General features: G+C 43.0%; 24 protein-coding genes. 16 read left to right on the plus strand and 8 right to left on the minus strand.

Annotated features, from left to right (window positions below):
• On the minus strand, positions 1 to 208 hold a 208-nt coding region (locus BUA53_RS19170), incomplete at its 3' end, for a transposase (RefSeq protein ID WP_175546076.1).
• Positions 209 to 920: 712 nt separating this feature from the next.
• Between BUA53_RS19170 and BUA53_RS19175 the strand changes: the two genes are divergently transcribed.
• From BUA53_RS19175 to BUA53_RS19185, 3 genes are all read left to right on the plus strand, one after another.
• The gene (locus tag BUA53_RS19175) at positions 921 to 1,796 is read left to right on the plus strand and encodes a flavin reductase family protein (protein WP_072837016.1); all 876 of its coding nucleotides are present in this window, start codon (positions 921 to 923) and stop codon (positions 1,794 to 1,796) included.
• Between the two features lie 503 nt (positions 1,797 to 2,299).
• The gene (locus tag BUA53_RS19180) at positions 2,300 to 3,943 is read left to right on the plus strand and encodes a hypothetical protein (protein ID WP_139256504.1); all 1,644 of its coding nucleotides are present in this window, start codon (positions 2,300 to 2,302) and stop codon (positions 3,941 to 3,943) included.
• Between the two features lie 20 nt (positions 3,944 to 3,963).
• A complete protein-coding gene (locus tag BUA53_RS19185; protein WP_072837018.1) occupies positions 3,964 to 5,178 on the plus strand; it encodes a radical SAM protein in 1,215 nt (404 codons plus the stop codon).
• A 91-nt stretch (positions 5,179 to 5,269) separates the two neighbouring features.
• On the opposite strand, the gene BUA53_RS19190 is transcribed toward BUA53_RS19185, so the two are convergent.
• The 3 genes from BUA53_RS19190 to BUA53_RS19200 all read right to left on the minus strand — a co-directional run bounded on the left by BUA53_RS19190 (position 5,270) and on the right by BUA53_RS19200 (position 8,032).
• The gene (locus BUA53_RS19190; RefSeq protein ID WP_072837019.1) at positions 5,270 to 5,974 is read right to left on the minus strand and encodes a DUF4197 domain-containing protein; all 705 of its coding nucleotides are present in this window, start codon (positions 5,972 to 5,974) and stop codon (positions 5,270 to 5,272) included.
• A 61-nt stretch (positions 5,975 to 6,035) separates the two neighbouring features.
• The gene (locus BUA53_RS19195; protein ID WP_072837020.1) at positions 6,036 to 7,037 is read right to left on the minus strand and encodes a hypothetical protein; all 1,002 of its coding nucleotides are present in this window, start codon (positions 7,035 to 7,037) and stop codon (positions 6,036 to 6,038) included.
• Positions 7,034 to 8,032, minus strand: a complete 999-nt coding sequence (locus tag BUA53_RS19200) for a helix-turn-helix domain-containing protein (RefSeq protein WP_072837021.1) — start codon at positions 8,030 to 8,032, stop codon at positions 7,034 to 7,036. Before BUA53_RS19200 ends, BUA53_RS19195 begins: the two co-directional genes overlap by 4 nt.
• Before the next feature lie 235 nt (positions 8,033 to 8,267).
• Between BUA53_RS19200 and BUA53_RS19205 the strand changes: the two genes are divergently transcribed.
• From BUA53_RS19205 to BUA53_RS19235, 7 genes are all read left to right on the plus strand, one after another.
• Positions 8,268 to 8,957, plus strand: coding sequence for a hypothetical protein (locus BUA53_RS19205; RefSeq protein WP_072837022.1), 690 nt, complete (start codon positions 8,268 to 8,270; stop codon positions 8,955 to 8,957).
• Between the two features lie 87 nt (positions 8,958 to 9,044).
• Positions 9,045 to 9,458, plus strand: a complete 414-nt coding sequence (locus BUA53_RS19210; RefSeq protein ID WP_072837023.1) for a hypothetical protein — start codon at positions 9,045 to 9,047, stop codon at positions 9,456 to 9,458.
• Positions 9,459 to 9,514: 56 nt separating this feature from the next.
• The gene (gene lysS, locus BUA53_RS19215) at positions 9,515 to 11,068 is read left to right on the plus strand and encodes a lysine--tRNA ligase (protein ID WP_072837024.1); all 1,554 of its coding nucleotides are present in this window, start codon (positions 9,515 to 9,517) and stop codon (positions 11,066 to 11,068) included.
• Between the two features lie 69 nt (positions 11,069 to 11,137).
• Entirely contained in the window at positions 11,138 to 12,007 is an 870-nt protein-coding gene (locus BUA53_RS19220; protein ID WP_072837025.1) for a glycosyltransferase family protein, read from the plus strand.
• A gap of 809 nt (positions 12,008 to 12,816) precedes the next feature.
• Positions 12,817 to 13,554: a hypothetical protein gene (locus BUA53_RS19225; RefSeq protein WP_072837026.1), complete on the plus strand. Its 738-nt coding sequence runs from the start codon at positions 12,817 to 12,819 to the stop codon at positions 13,552 to 13,554.
• Positions 13,555 to 13,752: 198 nt separating this feature from the next.
• Entirely contained in the window at positions 13,753 to 14,256 is a 504-nt protein-coding gene (locus BUA53_RS19230) for a DinB family protein (protein ID WP_072837027.1), read from the plus strand.
• A 230-nt stretch (positions 14,257 to 14,486) separates the two neighbouring features.
• Positions 14,487 to 14,876: a hypothetical protein gene (locus tag BUA53_RS19235; RefSeq protein ID WP_139256505.1), complete on the plus strand. Its 390-nt coding sequence runs from the start codon at positions 14,487 to 14,489 to the stop codon at positions 14,874 to 14,876.
• 192 nt (positions 14,877 to 15,068) lie between these two features.
• Here the strand turns inward: BUA53_RS19235 and BUA53_RS19240 are convergent, their stop codons facing one another.
• Positions 15,069 to 15,965 carry an SDR family oxidoreductase gene (locus BUA53_RS19240; protein ID WP_072837029.1) on the minus strand — a complete coding sequence of 299 codons (897 nt, stop codon included), beginning with the start codon at positions 15,963 to 15,965 and terminating at the stop codon, positions 15,069 to 15,071.
• Between the two features lie 278 nt (positions 15,966 to 16,243).
• On the opposite strand from BUA53_RS19240, the gene BUA53_RS19245 reads away from it, so the two are divergent.
• The 3 genes from BUA53_RS19245 (at position 16,244) to BUA53_RS21475 (ending at position 18,121) form a co-directional block, all read left to right on the plus strand.
• A complete protein-coding gene (locus BUA53_RS19245; protein WP_072837030.1) occupies positions 16,244 to 17,011 on the plus strand; it encodes a M90 family metallopeptidase in 768 nt (255 codons plus the stop codon).
• Between the two features lie 575 nt (positions 17,012 to 17,586).
• Positions 17,587 to 17,922: a GIY-YIG nuclease family protein gene (locus BUA53_RS19250; protein ID WP_072837031.1), complete on the plus strand. Its 336-nt coding sequence runs from the start codon at positions 17,587 to 17,589 to the stop codon at positions 17,920 to 17,922.
• A gap of 4 nt (positions 17,923 to 17,926) precedes the next feature.
• Complete coding sequence (locus BUA53_RS21475; RefSeq protein ID WP_217653032.1) at positions 17,927 to 18,121, plus strand: hypothetical protein; 195 nt, start codon at positions 17,927 to 17,929, stop codon at positions 18,119 to 18,121.
• Positions 18,122 to 18,306: 185 nt separating this feature from the next.
• On the opposite strand, the gene BUA53_RS19255 is transcribed toward BUA53_RS21475, so the two are convergent.
• Positions 18,307 to 19,248 (minus strand): phosphodiester glycosidase family protein, encoded by a 942-nt coding sequence (locus tag BUA53_RS19255; protein WP_217653033.1) that lies wholly within the window; start codon positions 19,246 to 19,248, stop codon positions 18,307 to 18,309.
• A 157-nt stretch (positions 19,249 to 19,405) separates the two neighbouring features.
• Between BUA53_RS19255 and BUA53_RS19260 the strand changes: the two genes are divergently transcribed.
• Positions 19,406 to 19,591, plus strand: a complete 186-nt coding sequence (locus BUA53_RS19260; protein WP_072837032.1) for a hypothetical protein — start codon at positions 19,406 to 19,408, stop codon at positions 19,589 to 19,591.
• 332 nt (positions 19,592 to 19,923) lie between these two features.
• Positions 19,924 to 20,526 (plus strand): hypothetical protein, encoded by a 603-nt coding sequence (locus BUA53_RS19265; protein ID WP_139256506.1) that lies wholly within the window; start codon positions 19,924 to 19,926, stop codon positions 20,524 to 20,526.
• Positions 20,527 to 20,726: 200 nt separating this feature from the next.
• Here BUA53_RS19265 and BUA53_RS19270 read toward each other — a convergent pair whose 3' ends face one another.
• Positions 20,727 to 21,608, minus strand: coding sequence for a hypothetical protein (locus tag BUA53_RS19270; protein WP_139256507.1), 882 nt, complete (start codon positions 21,606 to 21,608; stop codon positions 20,727 to 20,729).
• 235 nt (positions 21,609 to 21,843) lie between these two features.
• Here BUA53_RS19270 and BUA53_RS19275 point away from each other — a divergent pair, with 235 nt between their 5' ends.
• Entirely contained in the window at positions 21,844 to 22,452 is a 609-nt protein-coding gene (locus BUA53_RS19275; protein WP_072837035.1) for a cupin domain-containing protein, read from the plus strand.
• Between the two features lie 61 nt (positions 22,453 to 22,513).
• On the opposite strand, the gene BUA53_RS19280 is transcribed toward BUA53_RS19275, so the two are convergent.
• Entirely contained in the window at positions 22,514 to 25,483 is a 2,970-nt protein-coding gene (locus BUA53_RS19280) for a T9SS type B sorting domain-containing protein (protein ID WP_072837036.1), read from the minus strand.
• Positions 25,484 to 25,489 lie beyond the last annotated feature (6 nt).

A 25,489-nucleotide genomic window follows, 5' to 3' on the forward strand; every position in this document is an offset into this window, starting at 1 on the left:
TTGAGCTGGTTCCGTTGCGGCTATTGGGATACTCACAGGCATCAGGAGCATGCTTTTCATAGCCTACATGATTGTCCATTTCTGCCTGAAGCATCTCCTGGATAGCTTCTTTAAAGACTTGTTGCAATAAATCGCTGATGCCACCAGCGCTGGATTGCCGCTTTACCTGCTCTTTGAGCAAAAGCTTTAATTGTTCGCTGACTTCCATAAAAACAACTGTGTTTTAAAGTTAACTAATATCGTCCGGCAACAGCAGCTGAGGTAATCCTAATCACCCAACTGCTGTGCCTCACTATCCCTTTACACAGTTATCTAAACACTACCTTCCAAAGAGTATTTGAAGTCTTAAACTACCTGGAATTTATTAGATTATTTAAACCCGGAAAGGGATGGCTTATTAACTGGAATTATATAAACTGCCTTTTAAATAAGGTCAGTTCCCAGTCCATCTTAAATTCCATTGGGGAAAATATAGAGAAGTATGAAAACAATTTGGGGAAGGTGTTGTCTTAATTCAACAATAATGAATAAAATCCTGTAGAAAAGACTTTGTTTTTACGCTGATAATGAATTGGTATATAGTTTGTAACACTATTTACAGAAGTAATTGTTTCACCCTTAACCATTTCTTTTAGAAGTAATTATTTCACCCTTAACCCTTACGATTGACTGACGCATTTGCGTCTTTTCATAAATGACCTCTTAGGTGGAAGAGGATGGTGGCTTGTAAAAGGGGCCTTGGTTCGGGGCCCCTTTCTTTTTTTACCGCGTTGAGCGGTTTTTTTATGTCTGGGAAAGTCAAAATTCCAAAGAAAGAAGGCTTCCGGGGAGCATACGGTCTCACCATCTGAAACACCAGGATTAGCAGTTTTCTTTTGGATTACGGTTTTAAGTTCCCAGTTCTTCTAAATTTGCCCGGTATGATCATTCACCTGGAAGAACTAAAGCCGGCAGAAAAACAGTATTACCTTCAACATGTGATCGGTCCCCGGCCCATTTGCTTCGCCTCCACCATTGATAAGGAAGGTAAAGTAAACCTGAGCCCCTTTAGTTTTTTCAATATGTTCTCTTCCAACCCTCCCATTGTAATTTTTTCACCGGCACGCCGGGTTAGGGATAATACTACCAAGCATACTTTACAAAACGTAATGGAAGTGCCCGAGGTTGTCATCAATATCGTTACCTACGATATGGTGCAGCAAACTTCCCTGGCCAGTTGCGAATACCCCAAAGGTGTGGATGAATTTGTAAAGGCTGGTTTCACCAAACAACCAGCCACCCTGGTTAAACCGCCGATGGTAAAAGAAAGCAAGGTAAACCTGGAGTGCAAAGTACTTGAGGTCAAGTCCCTTGGGCAGGAAGGCGGTGCAGGTAACCTGGTGATCTGCGAGGTATTACTCCTCCATATTGACGACAGCCTGTTTACAGAAGACAAAAAGCTGGATCAGACCAAACTTGAGCTCGTAGCCCGCCTTGGTGGCGACTGGTATTGCCATGTGTCCAAAGAAAACCTGTTTACTGTACCCAAGCCCAATGTGCAACTGGGCATCGGTATGGATGCATTGCCAGAATCCATTCGCAAGAGCACCATACTTACCGGCAACCACCTGGGCCAACTGGCTAATGTAAATGAGTTACCTGTAATTGAACCTTCCTTCGATGATGAACACCTGAAAAACATTGTACAGTATTTCTCGGTAAACCCGGAAGAAATGGAAAAGGAAACGCACCGCTATGCAGCGAAACTTTTAGATGAAGGAAATGTTCATGATGCCTGGCAGGTGTTACTATTATAAGTTTCGATGACAAACTACCGCATGTCAACGCCCATGCATTACCGGGCATTAAAAAGCAGGGTGGTCATTTATTCCAATAATGAATGCAACCAATATTCTGTTGTGTTTACTTAGCTAAACCGCTGTAAGAAAACAAAATAGTCCAAACAATATTTGGAATTGATTTTTTTAAAGCTCGGTTACAGGACTTTTTTAACCTGGACAATAAACAAAATTGCCCGGATAGTTTTAAATGTATTAACAGGTAAGCATAACTGCAGGTAATAATAATTTGAAATATTCTTTATAGTTAGTAACTTATAGTATCAACTAAACCAACCATTATCCAACTGACTGCTCTTACATCCATCCTGTTGTATAAGGTTGTTTCATTAAGGAAGGCTTCCATTACCTTATTGCAGATGTAGGCATTTTTTATTTTAAATATGCCGGTTTTACTGCTGAATTTATTCCTACCCCGTGGAAAAATTAACTGCCCTTGGTACCTGGTTAATAATTATACTATGGCACATATACCAAAACTCAAAACACTGCTAATACCATTGTTCTTACTGGCCATCAGCGCTGGCTGTCACAATTACTATATGGTCACAACAAAGAAAAAAGATCCGGCAGTCATCGATTCCCTTCATACGGTCAATCGGGATTTTATTCTTCGCAACGGCAATAAAGCTTACTATATGAAGATGGGGGCTATGAGCGAAGACCGCAAAACGGTACAGGTCACCCTGGATTCACTATCCTTTATTCACCAGGTATATATTAAGAATGGACCTAAGCAGAATTTGAAGTACAGAAAACCTTCGCAGGAGGGCGTATTGAACGAAGTGCATTTTTACATTCCTTACGACAGTTCCATACAAATCCCTTCCAGTTATACTTTATCACTTGACAAAGTGCAAAAAATAGAAGTGATTGAAAAAGATAAAAAGCGTACAACCAATAGCTATGTGATCGGCGCCATTGGATACACCATCGGTGCCATAGCTGTGGCAGCAATTATTATAGCCGCCACCAAAAGTTCCTGTCCCTTTGTAAGTGCTGATGATGGCAACAGCTTTTCCCTGCAGGGAGAAATATATGGCGGGGCCATCTACCCCCAACTGGCCAGACATGATTACCTGCCGCTCAAACTGGCACCTTCTGCCAACGGAACTTACCGCATCAAGATCAGCAACGAACTCAAAGAGATCCAATACACTGATTTGGCGGAACTATGGGTGGTAACTCACCAACCCGGAACAAAAGTGCTGGCCGGTGAAAATGGAGAACTATTCAGCATTGCTGAACCTCAGTCACCAGTGGAGGCCACCTTCCGTCATCATAATGACGCTTTGAAAAATATATCTGAAGCGAATGACCTCCGGCTTTTCTATTTCGATGATACGGCATCAAGGGATGGTGTGAATGAATTACATGTAACATTTAGAAAGCCGCCAGAAGCGCATAAAGCCAAACTGCTGCTGACATTGAAGAATTCCTATTTCCTTGATTATCTCTACGGAGAACTGGCCAAAGGTTTCGGGAAATATTATGCTACCTACATGAGGAAACAACATAAAAAGACCGCGGCCGAATTACTGAAATGGGTGAGTGAACAAAAGTTGCCCTTAGAGATATCTATCAAAACAACTGGTGGCTGGAAAAAGGTGCAGGAACTAACCACTATTGGCCCAGTAACCACCCGTGAAGTAGTAGTGCCATTGGATCTTACCGGCATCAATTCAAAAGAAGTACAGCTTCGTTTTAGCAGCGGATTTATGTTTTGGGAGATAGATGCCTTAGCAATTGATTACAGCAACAATACTGATTTTACGGTAGAGAAATTATCATTAAGCCAGGCGACGGATGAAACAGGCAAAGATATCAGGACACTGCTGAACAAAGAAGATGGCCAATACCTGGAGCAACCAGAAATAGGTAATGTAGCCACCCTTGAATACAATGCAGGGAATAAGCAGGAAGGTATGGAATACTCCTATGTATTTCATACTAAAGGTTACTACCAGCACATTCGCAATTTTACAGGCAAGGCCAATGTCAAATTCCTGAAACAATTTACAAAGCCCAATGCCTTTCCGATGTATGGAATGGAACGTTATAAACTACAGCACCAGGCGAATCCTATGCTTTTTGCTTCCAATTAAACACAACTAAAAGAACAGTCATGCAAACAACCATAAGCTTGAACGATTATTTATACCAGGAGAATGATACTATTGAAACAGGAAGCAGGCCGGCACACCAGGTAACCGGTATATTCAGGACATGCACCTGGTGGATAATCAAACTCCGTATATTTTATTTTACCTGCATCATTTTGCGCAGTCCTCAAAAGATCCTTGATATATACAAAAGAATGCTTTCCCTGCGCAGTAACGTTTGGGGTGGAGATTTGAAAAAGCTATACCATATTGGTAATAAGTTTTACTTCAACCAGTACACTCCCGGCTGGCCTTCCAAAGCCTACGATGATCTTATCAAAAGCGAATTACGCAGGCAGGCCGCGCCATTGGATACCAAAGAACGGCTGTCATTTGTTTTCCTGGCCATTACCCGTAAGTGCCCCATGCGTTGCGAACATTGCTTTGAATGGGACAACCTTAACCTAAGTGAATCATTTACATTGGATGACCTGTATAAAGTAGTTGACATCTATCAAAAAGAAGGAGTATTGCAAATACATTTCAGTGGGGGTGAACCCATGGTGCGGTATAAAGACCTGGTAAAGCTGGTTCGCTATACATCTAAAAAAACAGGATGCTGGGTATTGTCCTCGGGTTTTAATGTAACACCCCAAACTGCCCGTGAATTAAAAGAAGCTGGTTGTAAGGGAATGGTAATAAGCATTGATCATTACCTGCCCAACAGGCACAATGCCTTTCGTGGTAAAGAAGGCTCATTTGTGCAGGCCGTGAAAGCAGTGAAATACGCACAGGAAGCAGGCATGGTGACTTCCATCAGCGTATGTGCTACCAAAGAATTCCTGGATGGCAAACACCTCATGCCCTATATGGAATTTGCCCGGGACCTGGGTGTTCAGTTTGTGCAGGTGCTGGAGCCCAGGCAGGTTGGTCATTATGCAGGTAAGGAAGTTCACCTGGAGGATGCACATATTGGGCTGCTGGAAAAAGCATTCACCACTATCAATCATCATCCTTCCTACAGCCAGTATCCCACGATGCTATACCATGGCTATCACCAGCGACGTGTAGGTTGCTTTTCGGGCAGCCGCAGTGTATACGTTGATTCAGCGGGCGATGTGCATGCCTGCCCATTCTGTCATACCAAATCCTACAATATCATTGAGCTGGTACGTGGAGAAGGAAAGGCTTTACCACAAAAAGAAAATGCCTGCCCAAGGTTTGGAAAGATTGCGTAAGCAAAAAATCAATAGATCATATAACGGCAATAAATAACCGCATAAAAAAAGGGAGACAAACGCCCCCCTTTTTTTATTAGATTCATTTCTTTTAACTTCTCGCTGCCCAGCCAAATACTTTTTTCAGTATATCTGTTGTCCTTGCCACTGGGTTTGCCCTTATATTGGCTTCTTCCTGCGCTACCTGGTCAAACAAGGCACTCACGGCCTTATCCACCACATAGGAAGGAAGATCAGGATTCAGCTTATTCATGGTAGTAGGGAAATTATTATAGGTACTGATCATATCACCATAATATTTAGTGGCACTGAATTTATCCAGCGACCCTTTGATTATTGGTGTAAATGCCGCTATGAGTTTACTGGTGGTCTTTTCCCTGAAGTATTGGGTAGCAGCATCCTTAGGTCCTTTGATAATGTTGATGGCGTCAGCAATGGTCATTTGCTTGATTGCATCTAAAAAAATTGGCCTGGCATATCCTACGGCATCTTCGGCAGAGCGGTTGATCTGCAGGATGGCCTTATCAACCAGCGAACCCATACCGATCTGGCGTAAAGTATTTTCTATTTTCACTGCCTCCTGTGGCAGTAAGAGTTTATAAGCCTGGTTTCCAAAAAAGCCATCCTCTTTGTTCAGCAGGCTGATACCACGGCCAACGCCCTGGTCCAGTGCTTCACGAATACCCTGGGCCGCTTCGGCCTGGGTGATGGTAGTAGACATGGGTAGATTGGAAAGTGTTTCACAGGATAATAGCCCCAGTGTGAGGCTAAAGGCAATAAGGTAGCGTTTCAACATAATTTGATTTATTGGATGGATTCAAATTTACTGCCAGAAATTGGTAAAGCGCATAAATAGCTTACACCTTCAGGCTTTGCTTCCGGTTAGCGATCTTCTGCCGAAGGTATTTAAAGAACCGTGTACGTTCCCGCTCACTAACGGTGCTAATCAGGGTAGATTTCTTCATCAGGTTTTGTATATAGCTATACATATTATCACAAAAGGCCACATCTCTTGTAGATAGTATATTGATCACATTATGCACCAGGAAGGCAATCTTGCTGCCATTTAAAATGGCCAGCAAAGAGTTTTCCAGGATAACAATCTCATTGAAATACATCTCGTATCTGCCAAGGGGTTGGACCGGGTCACCATCCAATGCAAACTTATACCCGTTAGTTGCCTGCCGCTCCAGGTGGTCTATCAGTTTACCCACGGCTTCATACACATGGTAGATCTCTTCTTCACTGGTGAATACGTTTGTATCATGGTAGTATTCCACCTGCCTGATGGTACTGTTGATGCTTTCTATATTCCAGATCTCTATTGTATGCAGGTTGTTGTAGCAGTCAAGGGCTTTCTTTCCTGTCTCGTAAAAGTCTCCGGGAAAATCATCCACCCTGAATTTCTTTGAGGCAAAATCGGGATGGTGGAGGATGTTGCGCATCCAGAAATAATGCTTGAAAGCTGCCAGCTCCCTGGTATGAAAATGATGAAATAAGGGAATGTCCTTGGCCAGGTAGATCAGCTCACGGTTCTCAAAACCCGTCATGTATTTCACCTGTTGGTAAATGTTATTCAGGAACTCTTTATAACTGAATGACTCTGTCTTTACAAAATTGCCTGTAAAAATATAAGAGTTGGAAACCGGGTTTACCAGGTTATCCATAGAAAACCCATACCGGTGGCATAAGGAATATCCTTCTTCCAGGCTCAATACTTTTTCACCACGTATCCTCCTGTAGGCACTATCGGTGCTCACACCCAGGGCAGCAGCGATTTCTTCTACCAAAGAAACCTGCGCCGGCAACCGGCTTTTGATCTCACTGAACATTCTTTCCTGTATGTTAAGGATGCTCATTTCAACTGGAGTTTTTGACGGTTAGGTATTTTGTTTCGCAGGGAATTAAAAAAAAGATGTCGCTGCTTTTCACTCACACCACTTAGAATGGTGGATGTTCTTAGTAATTTCTGCATACGGGCATAGACCGATTCACAAAGCTGCTCGTTCTGTGTGTACATATAATTCAATCCTTCATAGTTCAGGTACAGCGTTTTGCGCCCATTGGTGAGTGCCATAATGGTATTGTCTGCCAGCCCTTCACGGTTGTGAAAGAACTGGAAGTTGTTTTTCTTTAGCTGTGGATTTTCACCTGGCAGGAACTTACTCCCTTTTTCACACTGCAATTGTAAATGAGAAAGCATATCCCGCAGGGCTGCATAAATAATTTCTGCATCCTGCCCGGAACGGAATAAACCGGCCTCCCGGTAATACTCAATTTGCGAAATAGTATTATTGATACATTCTGTATTCCATATCTCTATAGAGGGAACAGCATTATATACAGACAGGATCTCTTTTCCTATGGCTTCTATATCCGGTTGTAGCAGGTCAAATGAAAATTGCAGGGGCATATTGTCCGATCGCAGGGCAGATTTCATCCAGAAAAAATACTGGAAGGCAAAAAGAGCCGGGTGCATAAAAAAATGAAAGACAACGATCTCCTTACTCAGGTAGATCAGTTCTTTCTGTCCCGCACTGGCAACCATCTTTAGCCGGTGCAGCATTTCCTGTAAAAAGATTTTGAAGCTTCCATTGCCATCTTCCACCCGCACTACGGAGAAAAGCACCGAATCATCTTTCGATTGTAATAACTGGTCTAAGGAGATAGAATGGGTATCACATAATAGCTTCACTTCTTCCAGCACCAGGGGGGTCTCTCCCCTGATACGCCTGTAAGCACTGTCGGGACTCAGGCACAACAGCTCTGAAATATGCTCTGCCAGGGAAATCCCTGGTGAAAGCTTTTCCCTGATCCTTTGAAATAAAAGTTCCTGGATCGAACTGTTACCCATAAAGTTGGTTTTGGTAATAATTGCAGGGCCGAATCTTCTTTTAAGTTAAGATAATTCAGCCAACTGGCAAACGTTATCGCACTGGTTCCAAAGCAAAAGAAGCAACCGGGGTAAAATCCCGGAGCGATATATTCCGGCCAGTTGCAAAAAATGCCACAACTTGATTTCCCTGCGCATAATTCAATTAGAAATGGCCTTACCGGGAGGGTAGCTTCATTGCCTAAAACTATTTGTTATGAAAAAGAATTTACTATTGGCAGTTGCGGCTTTTCCCGCTCTATTTTTAATTTCCTGTGCTACGGTGGCACCTGTAAACACCAGTTATGAAAGAGCAGCAACGCTGGGCAAAGGGGGCCTGGAACTTTCCGGGAGTTATACCCATTATAGTTTCAGTGGCGACGGTGAATCCACTGCTACCAACAACAATTATGGAGGTAAAGTGGGCTATGGCATCAATGACAAAATGGACATCAAACTGTGCTACGAAAAACTGGTACCTGTTGGCATGGAGGACAGTAAATTCAAAGCCAATTATATCAGTGTCATTCCCAAGTTTAGTATTAAGGATAAAAAATTTGCTGTTCTTGTCCCCATCAGCCGGTACAATTTCAAGGAAGAATCAGAAGCTGGTGAAACATTTAAAGACCATAATTATTCCATCGCCCCACAGCTCATAGGCACATTTACCAATAAGAGCAACCAGGCAGACCTTTCCTTTTCTATTAAAGGAGATTATATCATCAGCTCAGAAGGAGGTAATGAATTTTTAATGGGGTTTTCAGGAGGCGCAGGCTTTAGCAGCAACCTGGATAAATGGGCCATCCGTCCTGAAGTTGGCTACCTGTTCAAGCCAGGTGAACCCGGTGGTTTCTGGAATATGGGTGTAGGTGTACAGGTGATCCTGCCTACAGGTAAGAAGCAGTGAAATCTCCTTTGCAAATACGTTTTTGAAAACGCTTGCTTTTCATTGTATTGCCGATAACCACACTGAAACAAACAAATCTAAAGGATCATGAAAAAGATATTCATTATATCGGTACTGATATGCACCGCCTGTAGTTTAAGTGCACAAAAATTAAAAGGCATTCCACAAAAGCTTACAGGTAAAGATTTGTCGCAGCATTACCTGCAAAAGAGCCGTAATCAAAAAGTGGGTGCCTTTCTTTTGATGGCCGGGGGGTTAACACTTGGAATATTTGGTGGAATAAGCACTATAAACCTTGACGGCAAACAAAATATTTCAACAACCTACGCATTGTTTGGTTTTGGCGCAGTGTCTTTCCTGGCCAGCATTCCGGTGCTTATTAGTGCGTCGAAATATAAATTAAGGGCCATGATGGTGGTCAAAACACAGCAAATCGATGTTCCCTCTTCCACAAGCCTGCGGCAAACAAGTGTTGGCCTGCTCATTCCGCTGGGCCGATAGCAGTGTTATTGTCTTCGTATCTGTACATTTGCACCACTTTAGAAACCGTGGTGTACATGCAAACTCAACATTTATCAGAACAGGAAATTGTTCGTAGAGAAAAACTGGCAGAACTGCAGAAACTGGGCATTGATCCCTACCCTGCTGCCCTATATCCCGTAAATAATTATTCAGCCGCCATCAAATCTTCCTTCACGGATGAAAACAAAGATGCCCTGTCTGATGTATGCCTCGCAGGCCGCATCATGAGTGTCCGTGATATGGGCAAGGCCTCCTTTGCCGTATTACAGGACTCGCAGGGAAGAATCCAGGTCTACCTGCGAAAGGACGACCTGGCCAAAGATGGTGATACTACCCTTTATGATATTGTCTGGAAAAAACTGGTAGATATTGGTGATTTCATTGGCGTAAAGGGTTTTGTGTTCCGTACCAAGACAGGAGAAATCTCGGTACATGTGAAAGAACTGACCTTCCTTGGAAAATCACTGCGTCCTCTTCCCATTGTAAAGGAAGCCGAAGGACAAACTTTTGATGCGGTTACAGACCCCGAATTCAAATACCGCCAGCGCTATGCCGACCTGGTGATCAATCCTTCTATCAAGGAAACCTTTTTAAAAAGAACAAAACTGATCAACTCCATCCGTGAGTTTTTAAATGAGCATGGAGCCCTGGAAGTAGATACACCGGTATTGCAAAGCATCCCCGGTGGTGCCGCTGCCAGGCCATTTATTACCCATCACAATGCGCTCGATGCGCCTTTCTACCTGCGCGTGGCCAATGAATTATACCTCAAGCGCCTGATCGTCGGCGGCTTTGACTGGGTGTATGAATTCAGCCGCAACTTCCGCAATGAAGGCATGGACCGCACACACAATCCCGAGTTCACTATCCTGGAGTTTTATACGGCTTATAAAGACTACCTGTGGATGATGAACGTGACCGAGCGATTGCTGGAAAAAGCGGCTATAGATGTTTGTGGACAAGCTGAAGTGCCGGTGGGTGATAAGACCATTTCTTTTAAAGCGCCATTCAAACGAATAAGCATCTATGATGCCATCCAGGAACATACAGGCATTGATGTGAGCGAAATGGACGAAGCAGGTCTGCGCGATGTCTGCAAGCAGTTGCTTATAGATGTAGAGCCAAGCAGCGGAAAGGGAAAGCTGATCGACGAGATCTTTGGAGGCAAATGTGAGCAGCACTATGTGCAGCCAACCTTCATCATCGACTATCCTGTAGAGATGAGTCCCCTGACCAAGAAGCACCGCACCAAGCATGGATTAGTGGAGCGTTTTGAGCTGATCATCAACGGCAAGGAAATAGCCAATGCCTACAGCGAGCTGAATGACCCTATTGACCAGCGCGAACGCTTTGAAGAACAGGTGAAGCTCATGGAAAGAGGTGATGAAGAAGCCATGTATATTGATTACGACTTTTTGCGTGCCCTTGAATATGGTATGCCTCCTACCTCAGGTATTGGATTTGGAATTGACAGGCTCTGTATGCTGCTGACCAACCAGCCCTCTATCCAGGACGTATTGCTTTTCCCGCAGATGCGCCCGGAAAAATGGGTAGTGGAAGCTAACGAAGAAAACAGCGAACAACAATAATAGCTAATTCTCAAGGGAGAAGAGGAAAGGATCATACCTGCTCCTTTTCTCCTTTGTTATTTTCAGCAAATGAAAGTTACCGGCTTTTCATTTATCAAGAATGCCATAAAGTACCAGTACCCCATCGTGGAGGCGCTGCAATCCATCCTGCCGCTTTGTGACGAAGTGGTAGTGGCAGTGGGTGATTCAGATGATGGTACCCGTGAGCTGGTGGCCGGTATTGATCCGCAAAAGATCAGGATCATTGACACCGTTTGGGATGATAGCCTGCGTGAAGGTGGGCGGGTGCTGGCTGTGGAAACAGAAAAAGCCTTCCGTGCTATTGCGCAGGATACTGACTGGTGCTTTTACATACAGGGCGATGAAGTGTTGCACGAAGATGGTTATGACGAGATCCGCAAAGCCATGCACACCTGGAAAGACAAGAAGGAAGTGGATGGCCTACTCTTTAAGTACCGCCATTTCTATGGATCATTTGATTACATCGGGGTGTCTTCCAAATGGTACAAACGCGAGATACGCATCATCCGCAATGATCCCAATATCTTTTCTTACCGTGATGCACAGGGTTTCCGCAAGGGTGATAATGAAAAGCTGAAGGTGAAGCCCTTAAATGCCTGGATACACCATTATGGCTGGGTGCGTCCCCCCGAAACCATGCACGAGAAGCAATATAACTTCAGCAAGCACTGGAGCGGCGACAACTGGCAACCACAAAAAGTCTATGAAGCCTATGATTACCAGTCACATATAGACGCGCTGGAAAAGTTCAGGGGTACACACCCCAGGGTAATGCAACAACGCATTGCCGCCATGAACTGGAAATTCGATTACGACTTATCCTACAACCGCCTCCCTGTAAAGGAAAAATTCAAGAACCTCGTAGAGAAGCTCACCGGTCAGCGGCCATTTGATCATAATAACTATAGGATTGTTTAGATGGAGGCTTGAAAAGTTGACAAGGAGGGAGCTGAGTCATGAGTCCGGAGTCAGTAGTCGGGAGTCAGTGGATCTCCTCAATAATCCTCTCCATCCTGCCAATCTTTGTTCTCCCATTCTCTCCCTTGAAAATTGAACATTGAGCGTTGAGCATTGAAAATTTCAAATGGCCTAAAAACAGACCGCTATAATAATGCCTCCCCGGCCTAAACCCCTTCATCATTCGATATTCCTTGTTCTATTGTTCGATATTCTTCTAAGCCCTTGTTGGCGTCCCCGCCAACGAGCAATATCCTTGCAATCCTGAGAATAAGTTCTTATCCTATCCAGGTTTATCACGTTGGCGGGGACGCCAACATGAGCGGAAGTTCTCCTATTCTCTTCCTTGAAAATTGAACATTGATCGTTGAACATTGAAAATTTCAAATACCCTAAAAACAGACAGCTATAATAATGCCTCCCCGGCCTAAACCCCTTCATCATTCGATATTCCTTGTTCTATTGTTCGATATTCTTCTTTGTGCCCCTTCGCGCCTTTCCGCCTTCGTGGCCCTTCTTCTCTTCAATAATCCTCTCCCATCCTGCCAATCTTAGTTCTCTCTCCTTGTCAACCTTTCAACTTGTTAACCTATCAACATTTTCCACTTAGTGCCCCTTCGCGCCTTTGCGCCTTCGTGGCCTCCTCTTCAATATTCCTTATTCCATTTTCCAAATTCTACAAAAAATGTTTTAACTTTTACATCCTCTTTACCCCGTGCAACACGCAATCTGCCCCCTCCACTTTCTTCATCACTAAATAACACTACAAAATGAAACACAGAACGCTTCTCCTGTCTCTGGCCGGCTTGCTTGCTATGTTCTTAACAGCCTGCGGTGGCAAGGAAGAAAAAACCACCACCGACTCAACCAGCATGACCACGGACACTACCATGCACACTACCACAACCACCACCCCTGCCACACCGGCAACTACCACAGCCACTGTTATGGTGGTCAAACACAAGGTGGCCAATTTCAACAAATGGATGGCTTCCTATGATGAGCATGACTCCATGCGGGTAGCCTCAGGGCTGCACAATTTTGTTATCGGGCGGGGCATTCCTGATTCCAATATGGTGATGGTAGCTGTGAAAGTGGATGATACTGCAAAAGCCAAGGCATTTGCCAAAGACCCTAGCCTGAAAAAAGCTATGCAAAAGGGTGGCGTCATCGGCGCGCCAAATATTATGATCTTCAACACAACCTTTCTTGATAACGGCCAGGCATCCAACCTGCGCGTGATGACATATGAAACAGTTAAAGACTGGGATGCCTGGAAAACAGCTTTTGAAAGCGGCAAACAATTGCGCACCGATAATGGATTAATGGACAGGGCCATTGGCTATGATATCAATGACAACCATAAGATTTCCGTTGTGCTTTCCTTTACTGACAGCGCTAAAGGCATGAGCTTCCTGAAATCAGATACCATGAAAAAAAGAATGGCTGCCGCAGGTGTTATGGGCCAACCCAACCGCTATTATTACCACGTAGCTAAAACGTATTGAGGATTTAAGATGAAATAATATTTAATATTGAATATTCAGGGAGTTTATAACAATACCTATCTTCTCTGACTCATTCAGCTGACTGGTTTATAACCAGTAGATATTAAATATTACATCTTCTATATTAACTATCGGAAACTCTTCAATCTTTAATTCTCTCAATAAGAAATATTACATACTAAATCTTAAATAGCTTCTATGCTCGTTAAATCTCTCCTCGGTGAGTTTGAATTCGAAGCCGAAAACACCCGCAAGCTGTTACAAGCCATACCAGATAGCGCCCTGAATTTTAAACCTTCAGACAAATCATGGACTACAGGACAACTGGCCTCACACATTGCCGAAGTATATAACTGGTACCAGCCAACGCTGCACCAGGATGTGTTTGATATGTCTACCTACAAGTATGACAAGGGAGATATCAGTAAAGCCTCCAATATTGTGGCCAAATTTGAAGAAAATGTGAAGGCTGCCAGGAAAGCACTGGAATCAGCTACAGATGAAAGCATGTCTAAGAATTGGAAAATGACCATGGGAAGCGATGAACCCGTTTTCCCGGAAATGCCAAGGGCACAGGTGGTGCGTGGCTTCCTCTTCAACCATCTCTACCACCACCGTGGCGAAATGGTCATCTACCTGCGTAGCACCGGCAATAAACCTCCAGGCATCTATGGACCAACATTCGAAGAATCGCAACGGTAATAAATGATTCAACACAAATGCAGCTGTCAAACCAGCTGCATTTTATTTTCTTCCGTAATGGCCAACTTTTGATTCCACCTGTAGATATGATTGACCGCTTATAATACAGTAGCTGCAAAGCAGGTTCCTATGCTTATATTTATGCTACTTTAACTACTACCCTATCCCATCACTATTATTGAATCACATTGAACCGGCCTGGCCTGTTTGAAAGTAATAATGCCATTAACATGAAACGTGTATCCATACAATTATGCCTGTTCTTATCTATGGCCATCAGCGCATGCAGCCATCACAGGCATGAAACATCATTCACAGTCAAAGAGTCTCACCACTCCTATTACCTGGAGACGAACTTTAATGAAGACCTTACGCATGATGTGGAACGTTATCTCAATGATAAAATAGGACAAAGCGATCCATCCATATTGATCGATGGATCAGGCGACCGACGGATCACATTATCCGATCACAGTTCCTTTCACCTGGTAACGGATCCGGGTTATGTGGAACTGAAGCTGGACAAAGATCAAAATTCAAAGGCCTCCTATCAACGCATCCGTTCCATCTGCCAGGGTCTCAAAGCCGTTGTCATCCAACCCACACCCATTGACCAATAATTTTCCTTGTTGAAATATAAACAACAGTAAACTGAATGCTACGTATTCCGCATGCTTGTTATCAAAATACAACTCACATTGTCCACTCAGATATTTAAATCCTCAATTGCCATAAAAGCTGCTTGCTATCGAAGAACATCTTACCCTTAGCAAACCCAATATTAAATCTTACATATTAAATCTTACATCTCCCTAAGGTTTCCCGCTTCCTCCCGCTGCGCCATATACCTGCCCGGTGGCATATCCCGCATCATTAGCCGCCAATTGTACATAGATGGAAGCCAGTTCTGCTGGTTGCCCCGGTCTTCCCAAAGGGGTTTTCCCGCCAAACTCTTTCAGCTTTTCCTGTGTAGCCCCACCACTCACCTGCAGGGGCGTCCAGATAGGACCAGGAGCTACGCCATTTACCCTGATACCTTTGCCGGCAAGTTGTTTAGCCAGCGAACGCACATAATTGGTAGTAGCCGCTTTTGTTTGTGCATAGTCATACAGATCTTCAGAAGGATCTTCTGCCTGCTCTGAGGTAGTTCCAATGATCGCTGAACCGGGTGGCAGGTGCGGCAGCGCAGCCTTAATGATCCAGAAGGGTGCATAAATATTGGTCTTCATCGTACGGTCAAACTGCTCTGTAGTAATATCAAGGATGGAAGGTTGTGTTTGTTGCAAGGCTGCATTGCATACCAGTATGTCCAGTCCACCCAAACCTTTTACCGCTTCATCTACCAGGCGCTGGCAAAATGATTCATCTGTTATATCACCCGGAATAGCAATTGCCTTACGTCCCTCTGCATTAATCATTGCTATTACTTCCCTGGCATCGGCTTCTTCAGCAGGAAGATAATTGATGGCCACATCTGCTCCTTCCCTGGCATAAGCAATAGCTGCAGCCCTTCCCATACCTGAATCGCCACCTGTAATTAAAGCCTTTCTTCCCAGCAATCTTCCTGAGCCCTTATAGCTCGTTTCACCATGATCGGGTTTTGGATCCATTTTGCCTGCCAGCCCAGGCCATGGTTGAGACTGGCCCTTAAACGGTGGCTTTGGATATTTATAGCGTGGGTCTTGTAAACCTTGTTGATTTGCTTCCATTTAAATGTTTTTATTGTGATGCAGAAAGCTGAATGAACACAAAAAAATGCCACCAAAATTTATACCCCTATCTACCCAGCCAACACAAATTCCCTGATATAAAATCCCCTATACCCTACAACAATATTTGAGATAGCCTGCAGATAGTTCAACCCCAAAATATTACATGTTAAATATTACATGTTAAATAGCTCATATCGCTTCTCTTATATTTAAGATAACTTGCACATAGTTCTCTCCTGAATCTTAAATCTTAAATATTACATCTTACATCCTTCATGATCACCTTTCTCCAGATCTTCTTTGCCCTGCTTATCATCATCCTGATCATCCTGTTCGTGTTTCGTCCCAGGCGAAAAGACATGATCGCCTGGCCGGAAGATTACCGGGATACATTGAACGATTATGTTTCCTTCTATGCCAACCTGGATGAAGAAGGAAAGAAGCAATTTGAGGATAAGTTTGAAAAGTTTTTGCTGGCCACAAAAATCACGGGTGCCAATGCTGTTATTGAAGACCTGGACAGGGTGTTGATTGGCGCCGCGGCAGTAATACCTGTCTATTACATCAATGACTGGGAATATGTGAACCTGAGGGAAGTATTGGTGTACCCGGGCAACTTCAATACCGAGTTTGAACAGGAGGGTCATGAACGTATGATATCAGGTATGGTTGGTACAGGTCACCTGCAGAATGTGATGATCTTATCCAAGTGGGAATTGCGCCAGGGGTTCATCAACAGCCAAAGCAATCGTAATACAGCATTGCATGAATTCATTCACCTGGTAGATAAAATGGATGGCACATTGGATGGTGTGCCCGAGCTATTGCTGGAAAGAAAATACCTGGCTCAATGGAAGCAGCTCATTGACCAAACCATGCTGGATGTAAGGAATGGTGTATCTGATATTGATGCCTATGCTGCCACCAGCCCAGTTGAATGTTTTGCTGTCATCTCCGAATACTTCTTCGAACAACCCGAAGCCTTCCAGGCCAATCATCCTGAATTAAATACATTGTTGCAAAGAATATTCCGGCGGGTGTAAATGTTGAATGCCCATCTGATATTAATAGCGTCTTTGCAGTTAAGACTGGCTGCAAAGAATAAACACTGATTTTCTGTCATCCTGAGGCACGAAGGATCTTTGAACTGCATCAATAGAGTGCCAGGATATTGTAGTGCAGATACACCTTACACATAATGCACATAAACTCATAAGTATATTTTGGATTCAAGTGACCGCCTTGATTGAGTAAGGTTTAACAGATTAAATAGAATTGATGGGCGCCTATGCTTTTACCACAGATCCTTCGTACCTCAGGATGACAAGCTTGTGGGTGAACGATAGCAGTCTGTATTATTTTCGAAGAGATTGACCTTCACAATGGCATTTGGTAAACCTTAGAAATAATGAAGGATCGAAATTCATCATGTTTACTTTGAAGTAAAGTCTGACTGCTAAGCATAAACAATGTTTCTCTGTCATCCTGAGGCACGAAGGATCTTTGAACTGCATCGCAGAGTACTTGCAATTGTAATACAGCTTACACCTGCATCATTAAAAACACAAACCTCATAATTATATTTTGTTTCTTTAAAAACCATTATTGCTTTAATCTTATGTACACAAAGCCATACTTCGTTTACATACTTACTAATGAATTAATGACCGTCCTTTATACAGGTGTTACCAATGACCTTGAACAAAGGATCACAGAGCATTATAAGCAGAGAGGTCAAAATACAAGTTTTGCAGGCAGATATAATGTTTACCATCTTTTATACTATGAACCATATAAGTACATTAATGAGGCGATTGCAAGGGAAAAGGAAATAAAAGGATTGACAAGAGAAAAGAAGATGAAGATGATTAATGAAATGAACCCCAGGCTGGAGTTTTTAAATAAAGAAATATGTGGCTGCTGGCCACCTAGAGATTTGCCGGGAAGATATTAGATGAATGTTGGTTCTATTGATAAAAGAAGGCCTTACCGACTTCAATTATATAAAGGCCGCCTATGTTTTTACCACAGATCCTTCGTTCCTCAGGATGACAAGGTCAGAGAGAGACAGATTGCAAGCCATACTATTTTCGACGACAGAGAGGAGAGTGATGGATAGCCATACTGAACAAAGATTTAAGGATACCCTTTGAAATAAGGATTAACTGAAAACATTAAACAATGTTTCTCTGTCATTCCGCCACAGGCGGAATCTTTGTATTGAGCTATGAGCGGCCGAATTATTATGCAGGTAAATGTGACCTTTCATAAAAAGAAGATAACAGCCTATTTCCCTTCCTTTTCAACCTGTCAACTTTTCAACATATAAACTCTTTATTTACCGCTTCCTCACCACAATCACATTCGCTACCTTTCTTTCCCCGCCATGATCCCAACGCGTAGTATCAGCTGCCAGCCTGTCCAGGTCCATGCCGGGTTTATAATCCGGCGATTTCATCATCTTCTTATTATCCGAAGGATGATTGACCACACCACCATCTTCCATACCATTTACCCACATGGTAGTAGATCCACCGCCATCCAGGTTGATACCATCATCAGCCTTTAGCCATTTCAACACACTTGCCAGTTCATAGAGGCTCATTCCAGCCGCTCTATCATTACGCCCATCAACCGTGATCAGTAACACCTTATTACCCTTTATGGCCAGTGCTGTCCGTGGATGCCTTGCCGTGTTGAAACTGATCGAATCCAGGAGCACCCGATTTTCATCATCCAGTAATAATGGTCCTGTTACCATCACATCCTCGCCTTTTAGTTTCGACTCCCAGTCTTCAGATCCATCCCATGCCTGTATGGATACTTTACGTCCATCAATAACAATAGCTGATCGCTGGTGAAAGCTGCGTTTGCCATTCTTGCCAATATGCGTTTCATTTAATGCCTGTCCGTCCAGGCGGATATAATCTTCAGACCCGCCATTCTTCATGTTGAAAAAGGTGCCGTTAATGGCAGCCACTGCATTTTCTGCTGATCCAAATTCACTGGCCGGCTTCAATACCTTTGGTTCGGCTGCTACATCCAGCTTAATGCCATGGCGCATTTTTATTTCCAGTATGCTGATATTCTGGTTGCTGCCAAAAAGCGAATGATCAAACCAGTGTTGTTTCAGTGTAATACCCCTGGCAATCTTTTTAGTTTCCCAATTGGCTTTCACTACTGCCAGTGAATCGGTTTGTGCATGGGAGTATTGACTGGTGCCAAATACCAGCAACAGGATCACAAAGGTTTTCATATGCATCTTGTAAACAGGTTTCATTAGATCGTTGATTAATGGAAGGCAAAATAACCAATTACTTTCATCGAACTCTTGATCCCGTGGAGATGGCGGCATTTAGTTCTCTTCTTAATGATTACACCCTAAATCATTGTTTCGGGCTTCTAATTTTCTTAGCTTAACTGTCAAAATTTCCATTATGGCAACTGTCCGCGATAGCAGCAATCATTCAGGCTCCGCCATCTATGGGCTAGGATTCATAGGTGCGCTGGTCTATTTCATCCAGATGGCTACCAGTTTCTGGATCGGTGTACTGGGATTCTTCAAAGCCATTTTCTGGCCCGCATTCCTGGTATACTACCTGCTGGAGTTTCTACAAAAATAACAGGCCTCGGCTTTTAGGCGGGCCTAACACAGCGTAGGCACTAACGCTTTCCAATATGCGTTTTAATACTCCGGTTCGCCGGGGTCCCCCTGCCTTACACAAGGCTCAATAAGGGTAGACCCCGCCGGAAGATCCATTCATGATAAAGAGCTTCATAAAAAAACGTATGCAGCCGGGGTCTACCACCACGTAGGTGCGAAGCTTAGCGGGGACCCCGGTTAAAGCGAAACCATACACATCCATTAAACGATAAATCATAACACTGCATAATGGATGCTACTTTCATTTTAACAAACTTTAAATATTATATTACTATCACCAAAACCAACTCAATGAAATTGTTATTTATTGCACTGCTTATTCCTACCTGCTTTTGCCAGGCCCAAAACAATACAGGAACAGAAGTAAGGAATATTACAAAGCTTACCTTTTTGAATCCCGGTATCAGTTATGAAGCCAAAATAGGTAAGATGCAAACCCTGTATGCACAGGCCTTTTTAAACACCACTGCCTATTTCAGCTGGTCCAGCACCTTTGGTTCAAATTCGGGGATCTACTTCGATCCTGCAGCCACTGCACAATACCGTTATTATTACAATGCAACCGCCAGGCAGGCAAAGGGAAAACGTACAGAGATGAACAACATGAATTATATAGCTGGCATGGTGGAGACCATCTTTACACAGGCTACAGCAGATGAATACAATTTAAAAGAAGTAGATCGACGGCCTGTAACCACTATTGGATTAGCCTGGGGACTTCAACGTAATGGCCTGAAGCGTTTCAGCCTGGATCTAAACCTGGGTATTGGTTACCTGTTTGCCAAAGGCACAGTTTATAATGGTGATTACACAAATGAGACCCACTCCGTTAATGTATCAAAATTCACAGGTATAGGACAAATAAACCTTGGTTTCTGGTTGAATAATAGATAACTATTATTAACGGTAAATATTAAATCATACATATCAATTATTAAATAATAAGGCCCCGGAGTTCCAGGGCCATGTATAATTATGAAGGACGGAATGCGCAATAGTTCGCTACCAATATTACATCTTACGTATCCGGATACATCGTACATTGCCAAACTGCTCGCAAATACTAAATATTACATCTTAAATATTAAATCGCCCTACTGTCCTATAACCTTAAATGTCAGGTAATCATCATAACCAGCAACCGTATGTGTTTTTATATTTGTACCTGTAACAGTGATCTTACCACCACTAACGGTTACATTCACATCCTTCCCACTCTCGGCCTCGTAAGAAGAGAGATATGTTATACCCACTTTATCTTTATCCATAGGTGATAAACTACCGGTTGAACCACTGGTTGATTTATACACTTTATTAACGGATGGCTTTTCACTAAAATAAAAGGTCAAAAGCCAGTCGCCATTTACATAAGCATCCATTCTGTAATAATAGTTGCCGGGCGAATAACTCAAAGGACGATAACGTCCATATACGGGGAAGTTGCTAAAGTTCGAAACACTTCCTGTGGAATGTGTGGATGAAAAGGTGCTGGCCTGGTCTTTTAAAAATGTGCTGGTCGTATCCCTGGCCACCGGGGGCGTATTGGTGCCTGTACCACTTGTACTAGAAGTGCCGGTCCAGGTTCCCGCTGAAGCATCAGCGTTAGAGACATGGATCACCAGCTTTCCGTTTTCTTCCGAAAGATTGATGGTGGTATTCTGGTAACTGATGGAAGATATCTTTCCATTGGTGGAAGTGGTATTGACAATATCCCCAGTATAAGTGTACTGGCCTGTTTGCACAATGTTCTTGATGTAGGGCATGGAATTGATATCAAACACCGCGGGGTTGGATTCAAGATTGGAATTGCCGGCATCTATCACATAGGCCTCCTGGTCGCCAAACTGCAGCATAACGCCATCAATGTTTTCCCAATAGGCATCTACCAACTGGTTCTTAAGTTCAACAGCCTTTTTACAACTTTGCGCTGCTACAAATAACACCAGCAGCATAGAGCAGAATAATCTAAGTTTCATAGAGTTTATTTTAATCAATAGAGCATACCCAGGGTGATGGGCATTCATTTTACAGGGCGAAGATTACACAGTGAGTGAAAAAAGTAAATACCTACTTGTAGGTAATTTGGATTTTGTGTTATAGGCAAGGCGGCTGTTCTGAGGATTTAACCTGGAATTCAATATATAAATGGTAACTTCTATAATAATGAAAGCATTACTTCTGCTCTTCCCCATTTGCATCTCTTGTACAGGCATGTCCCAGGTTCCAGTCAGACAGGAACCTTTGCACCATAACGTCTTTGAGAATGCCTGGGTACGAGTACTTGACGTTCACATTCCACCTGGTGATACCACTCAATTTCACAAGCACGAAACCCCCTCGGTCTTCATAGTGCTAAACCCTGTGAAAACCGGATCCCAGGTAATACAGGAAGAACAAACCTCCACAGCCCTGCGCGGCGACTGCGCCATCTCCTTTGAAAGCTTTGCTACCACACCACGTATACACAGGGTATGGAACGAAGACAGCTCTGAATTTTATGTCATGGATATTGAGCTTCTTTCCAAAGGGCAGCCAGCAATGGCAAGTCCCTTTTCAAATGTACCAGGTAGCCAACTACTGATTGATGTAGCACCCGAACGGGTATATAGGCTCAGTATGGAAGGAGGAAAGAATCTTCTGGTAAATAATAAACGGCCCCTGCTCATTGTTGGATTAACAGATAATACCGGGAAGGTAAGTGTGAACAACAAAAGCTTCTCCCGCAAAGGAGATCTGATATTTATAGAACCGGGCAAGCCTATTCGTGTAAGTAACCAGTCCAACCATCCTTACGCTTTTGCCTTTTTGGAATTAAAATAGTCTTTCCATGCACAAAAAGAATCGCAGTTTAAAAATGAAATCACCTTTACCTGCAAAATATTTACCTGATCAACACTACCGTTCCTTTTTCTGCTTTCACTTCCTGCCCTTCAAACTGGTAGGTACAGATCCAGGCAAAAACATTACTATCCTGTTGGGAGCTGGCATAGGTTCCATTCCACCCTTTTCCTAATTCAGAAGATTGGAAAACAACCTGGCCCCAACGATTGTAAACAGTAAAGCTGTATTTCTTTACCCTCCCAAAAAGCAGGGGCCGGAATGCATCATTCTTCCCATCACCATCTGGCGTAAAGGCCGTGGGAATGTAAAATCCAGTCATACAATCCTTAACATTTACCAGTATGGTATCCCTTCCTATACATTGATTGACATCTTTCACCTGGAGCCAGTACCGCCCTGGCTGCGTAATAGTGATAGATGAGGCAGTGGCATTATTGCTCCAGATGTAACTGTTGTAAAGATGAATAGGTTTTAAAGTAAGCGACCCATAAGAACAAATAGCTGTATCTGCAGGCAAAAAGTTTCCTGGTACCGGGAGAAGCTCCGTAATAATAGTGGTATCGCTTCCTTTACATCCATGGGCATCCTGCACATCAACAGCATAGATACCTGTATGGTTAACTTCAAGCGTTCTGGCAGTGCTTCCATCACTCCATTTATAAGAAGAAAAGCTTCCTGCATTTAAGATTCTTGAGGAACCCATGCAAAGGGTGTTACTGTGGTCTAAACTAACTACAGGGTTTGCATATACTGCAAGCACTTTTACCGTATCGTAACTTTTGCAGCCATCTGAGTTTGTAGCCACTACAGTATAACTACCCATACTGTTAACTGTTAGTAGTTGCGTACGGGTTCCTGTACTCCACCTATAATCTTTAAATCCACCACCTGCATCAAAGACCACACTGTCGCCACTACAAAAGCTTTTGTCTGTACCCAGATCAATGGCAGAAGAATGATTCACTGTTATCCTTACTGTATCGTATGCAAAACAGCCTGGCGATTTTTCAGCTTTGATGTAGTAGGCTGTATCCATTAAAGGATTTACCACTACATTTTGGGAAATGGTAGAACTGATATTATAATTATTAGACCATTTGTAATTTAAAAACCCGGGCGGCGCGGACAGGTGCAAGGTATCTATGTTGCATTTGGTACGATCAGGACCCAAATCAAAACTGATAGGCGGGGCCTCGATTACCTTCACCGTATCCATGAAACTGTTACCACAGGCATCAGTTACCCTTACATGATAAATACCCGGAACTGTTACTAAATAAACTGAACCGGCGGAGCCGTCCTGCCAGAGATAAGAAACGTAGCCCTCTCCAGCTTTTAATTGAACCGTATTGTCCTTACACAAACTCGTATCCTTCCCCAGGCTTACCTGTCCCGGCGAAGGCAGGTAATACACGGTTACAGAATCCTCCAATAAAGCGCATCCGGCCAGAATAAAACATTTAATGGTTGTTACACCCTGTTTTAGAAAAACAAATTTCCCCTGGAAAGAAGTGGAATTCAACAGTTTTACCATGCTGGCATCATACATAAATGTAGGCGTAGAAATGCAATCGGCGTCTTTAGAAATGACCACTGACAAGGTATCACCTGTTTTGCATAGCGTATCCGGTGCATATAATTTTAAAAAGGTACAGTTGTTCTTTTGATAGCAAAACGTATCAACCTTGTCAATTCTATTTTCAATGATAACCCAGCTTTTAAATACCTCTGTAAACGTATAATCGCGAACTTCCAGCTTAAGATCTTTTGCAATGGAAGTACCCTCTCCAAAACGAACCTGAACTGTTTCGGGTTCACATGCCAATTCACCTGAAGGACTTAAGCGCCCACTAAAAATCTTTAATTCATTAATAGTATCCAGGTGTTGGCCACTAAATATTAAAGTGCTATCGCTTGCATAACCTACCCCTGTTATCTCACGCATTCTTGGCAACTGGTTAAAATTCCTGGACCAGGTGACTCCCTTTGCCGGGTTCATTTTGGTTATATTAAGGTGGATAGGATTCACCGAACTATACCTGAAATTATAATTCAACCAGGTAATATCACCTGATGCATCCATAATAGCCTTTCCCTGCCTTCTGTCATCACCCTGCATATAATGAGTGTTCTGCACTTTCCCCGAAGTATCGCATAACAGTATAATGCTGGTATCAGTCTCGTAAACATCATTGTTACCTATAATGCATAGCTGGTTCTTGTATGGAAAGACCTGGAAAAAAATTGCTCCCCCACCATTAAAATCATAATTCTTTGCCCATAACAATTCCCCGGTTGCATTTTTTATTTTCATGAGGAAACCATCGTAGTGATAGTAACTATGATAATTGCCTGTGATGTAGGTATAATCACCATCAATCAAAAAACTATAAGGGAAAAAATCATTGATCTCCCCGGGTGGTTTAAATGACTTTGCATAGCGCACGTTTCCATTCGCATCAAATTTTATATACATAACGCGATCGTAAAAGGACAAACCATCAGCTACGTAAAAGCAGGTCATATAAATCGACCCATCCCTATCCTCCTGCAAATCAGTGATAGCAAAGTTTACTCCAAGGGTAAATGCATAAGATCTCTTCCATAAAACGTTGGCCGATGTATCCAGCCTGGTAATAAAAAAACTAAAATCCTGTCCCAGGGTTTCTATTCCCGCAGCTACCAAATTTCCATCTCCTGAACCCAGGATTTTACTAAAACTTTGATGACCCGTGCCTCCATACACTTTTTCCAGCAACTTGTTGCCATTACCATCTACTTTAAGCAAAAAAGCATCGCTGTTATCATTTACATCATCATTAGGGGAAAGGCCAACGGTAATGGAATGGTTGTTTTTTAAAACGCAAAAGCCCTGAGCTTCAATTTTTGACTCTGAGCTACGATAGCTTTTAATGAAATATCCGGGATTACAATCTTTCACTGCAACCTGGGCAAAAGAGCCTAAGGATAAAATTTGAATCGAAAAGAACAAAATAAGAGAGCGGATCATCCGGAG

The sequence above is a fragment of the Flavisolibacter ginsengisoli DSM 18119 genome (assembly GCF_900129295.1).
GTDB classification, from domain to species: Bacteria; Bacteroidota; Bacteroidia; order Chitinophagales; family Chitinophagaceae; genus Flavisolibacter; species Flavisolibacter ginsengisoli.

Bases quoted from the DNA above. Each gene is read 5' to 3' on its own strand.
- BUA53_RS19280 (WP_072837036.1), bottom strand. From the start codon at position 25,483: ATGATCCGCTCTCTTATTTTGTTCTTTTCGATTCAAATTTTATCCTTA.
- BUA53_RS19240 (WP_072837029.1), bottom strand. From the start codon at position 15,965: ATGGAAGCAAATCAACAAGGTTTACAAGACCCACGCTATAAATATCCA.
- BUA53_RS19255 (WP_217653033.1), bottom strand. From the start codon at position 19,248: ATGAAACCTGTTTACAAGATGCATATGAAAACCTTTGTGATCCTGTTG.
- BUA53_RS19185 (WP_072837018.1), top strand. From the start codon at position 3,964: ATGCAAACAACCATAAGCTTGAACGATTATTTATACCAGGAGAATGAT.
- BUA53_RS19195 (WP_072837020.1), bottom strand. From the start codon at position 7,037: ATGAGCATCCTTAACATACAGGAAAGAATGTTCAGTGAGATCAAAAGC.
- BUA53_RS19235 (WP_139256505.1), top strand. From the start codon at position 14,487: ATGAAACGTGTATCCATACAATTATGCCTGTTCTTATCTATGGCCATC.
- BUA53_RS19210 (WP_072837023.1), top strand. From the start codon at position 9,045: ATGAAAAAGATATTCATTATATCGGTACTGATATGCACCGCCTGTAGT.
- BUA53_RS19190 (WP_072837019.1), bottom strand. From the start codon at position 5,974: ATGTTGAAACGCTACCTTATTGCCTTTAGCCTCACACTGGGGCTATTA.
- BUA53_RS19275 (WP_072837035.1), top strand. From the start codon at position 21,844: ATGTCCCAGGTTCCAGTCAGACAGGAACCTTTGCACCATAACGTCTTT.
- BUA53_RS19225 (WP_072837026.1), top strand. From the start codon at position 12,817: ATGAAACACAGAACGCTTCTCCTGTCTCTGGCCGGCTTGCTTGCTATG.
- BUA53_RS19250 (WP_072837031.1), top strand. From the start codon at position 17,587: ATGTACACAAAGCCATACTTCGTTTACATACTTACTAATGAATTAATG.
- BUA53_RS19220 (WP_072837025.1), top strand. From the start codon at position 11,138: ATGAAAGTTACCGGCTTTTCATTTATCAAGAATGCCATAAAGTACCAG.
- BUA53_RS19270 (WP_139256507.1), bottom strand. From the start codon at position 21,608: ATGAAACTTAGATTATTCTGCTCTATGCTGCTGGTGTTATTTGTAGCA.
- BUA53_RS19265 (WP_139256506.1), top strand. From the start codon at position 19,924: ATGAAATTGTTATTTATTGCACTGCTTATTCCTACCTGCTTTTGCCAG.
- BUA53_RS19180 (WP_139256504.1), top strand. From the start codon at position 2,300: ATGGCACATATACCAAAACTCAAAACACTGCTAATACCATTGTTCTTA.
- BUA53_RS19175 (WP_072837016.1), top strand. From the start codon at position 921: ATGATCATTCACCTGGAAGAACTAAAGCCGGCAGAAAAACAGTATTAC.
- BUA53_RS21475 (WP_217653032.1), top strand. From the start codon at position 17,927: ATGTTGGTTCTATTGATAAAAGAAGGCCTTACCGACTTCAATTATATA.
- lysS (WP_072837024.1), top strand. From the start codon at position 9,515: ATGCAAACTCAACATTTATCAGAACAGGAAATTGTTCGTAGAGAAAAA.
- BUA53_RS19230 (WP_072837027.1), top strand. From the start codon at position 13,753: ATGCTCGTTAAATCTCTCCTCGGTGAGTTTGAATTCGAAGCCGAAAAC.
- BUA53_RS19245 (WP_072837030.1), top strand. From the start codon at position 16,244: ATGATCACCTTTCTCCAGATCTTCTTTGCCCTGCTTATCATCATCCTG.
- BUA53_RS19200 (WP_072837021.1), bottom strand. From the start codon at position 8,032: ATGGGTAACAGTTCGATCCAGGAACTTTTATTTCAAAGGATCAGGGAA.
- BUA53_RS19205 (WP_072837022.1), top strand. From the start codon at position 8,268: ATGAAAAAGAATTTACTATTGGCAGTTGCGGCTTTTCCCGCTCTATTT.
- BUA53_RS19260 (WP_072837032.1), top strand. From the start codon at position 19,406: ATGGCAACTGTCCGCGATAGCAGCAATCATTCAGGCTCCGCCATCTAT.